The organism is Sporomusa sp. (assembly GCF_057736855.1).
Genome location: NZ_JBYKYF010000472.1, coordinates 1 through 1,336, shown reverse-complemented (window position 1 = coordinate 1,336; position 1,336 = coordinate 1). Strand labels below are relative to the sequence as shown.

Sequence of the window (1,336 nt, the reverse complement as noted above, 5' to 3'; positions counted from 1 at the left end):
TGTAGATATCGATAATCTTTTAATTTCCCAACCTGATAATGGCGAACAAGCTCTTGAGATAGCTGAGGCGCTGGTGCGCAGTGCGGCTATTGACGTTATTGTTATTGACTCTGTAGCCGCTTTGGTGCCCAAAAGCGAAATTGATGGCGATATGGGAGATTCGCATGTAGGTCTTCATGCCCGTTTAATGTCCCAAGCTTTACGTAAACTTACCGGTATTATTAGTAAATCACGTACTACCGCTATCTTTATTAACCAAATTCGCGAAAAAGTCGGTGTTATGTTTGGTAATCCGGAAACCACTACAGGCGGACGTGCCTTGAAATTCTATGCATCAATCCGATTAGATGTTCGCAAGGCTGAAGCATTGAAACAGGGGAATGAGATTGTCGGTAGTCGTACAAAGGTTAAGGTTGTAAAAAATAAAGTGGCTCCCCCATTCAAACAGGCTGAATTTGATATCATGTATGGTGAAGGTATATCGCGTGAAGGTAGTTTAGTTGATATGGGGGTTAGTCTTGATATTATCAATAAAAGTGGTGCCTGGTTTTCATATAATGGACAACGGTTGGGGCAAGGCCGAGAAAATGTTAAAGAATTTTTGAAGGCAAACCCAGAGATTGCTGATGAAATTGACAGGAAAATTCGAGAAACCGTACTTTCCGGTGATGCCAAGATTGATAATGTGTTAAGTCAAAGTGACGATACGTTTGCCGGGGATGAGGTTTTTGACGTGTGATGACTAGAAGAATCATTGAAGATGCAGTTACATTGCTAAAAAGGAGAGCTTTCAGTCAATATGAACTTGAGCAGAAGCTTGTAAAGCAGGGATATGACGAAATAGCAGTAAATAAAGCCATTCGATATGTTACTGAGCGCGGTTATCTTAACGATACCGCGCTTTGTGATCGACTATTGGAAAAGTATGCTGAAATGAATAAATACAGTTTGAAAGAAATCTATGTCAGATTAAGACAGAGAGGTTTAGCGGCAACGTTGGTTCATGAACGGCTAAGAAATTTGGACGAGGAATTTGAATATCGGGCAGCTATTAATTTTGTAAAAAATACCAGAAAAATTTTGATGGTAATATTCCTAAACTGGTGCGCCGCTTAGCAGCCAAAGGATTTAGCTCAGGAACTGTTAGTAAAGTTTTAAAGTGCCTCACGGATATGTCACCTTGACACCTATTTGAAAAACAATTACAATAAAATTATCCAATCGTGTAACAAGTTAAATCTAGTTAGGTAAACTTTTTAGAAACGCTTATATGCTGATTAAGCATTAGCTAAACTACTTTTTGCAAGCTAGCTAAATATTGGCTTTACCCTAAATA

The 1,336-nt window shown here is 38.9% G+C and carries 2 protein-coding genes; both read left to right on the top strand.

From position 1 onward, the window contains the following. The coding region (gene recA, locus AC29Z1_RS17790) for a recombinase RecA (protein ID WP_488272765.1) at nucleotides 1-739 on the top strand (739 nt) is incomplete at its 5' end. Further along, nucleotides 739-1,116 (top strand): regulatory protein RecX, encoded by a 378-nt coding sequence (locus tag AC29Z1_RS17785; protein ID WP_488272766.1) that lies wholly within the window; start codon nucleotides 739-741, stop codon nucleotides 1,114-1,116. The genes recA and AC29Z1_RS17785, both read left to right, overlap by 1 nt. Nucleotides 1,117-1,336 lie beyond the last annotated feature (220 nt).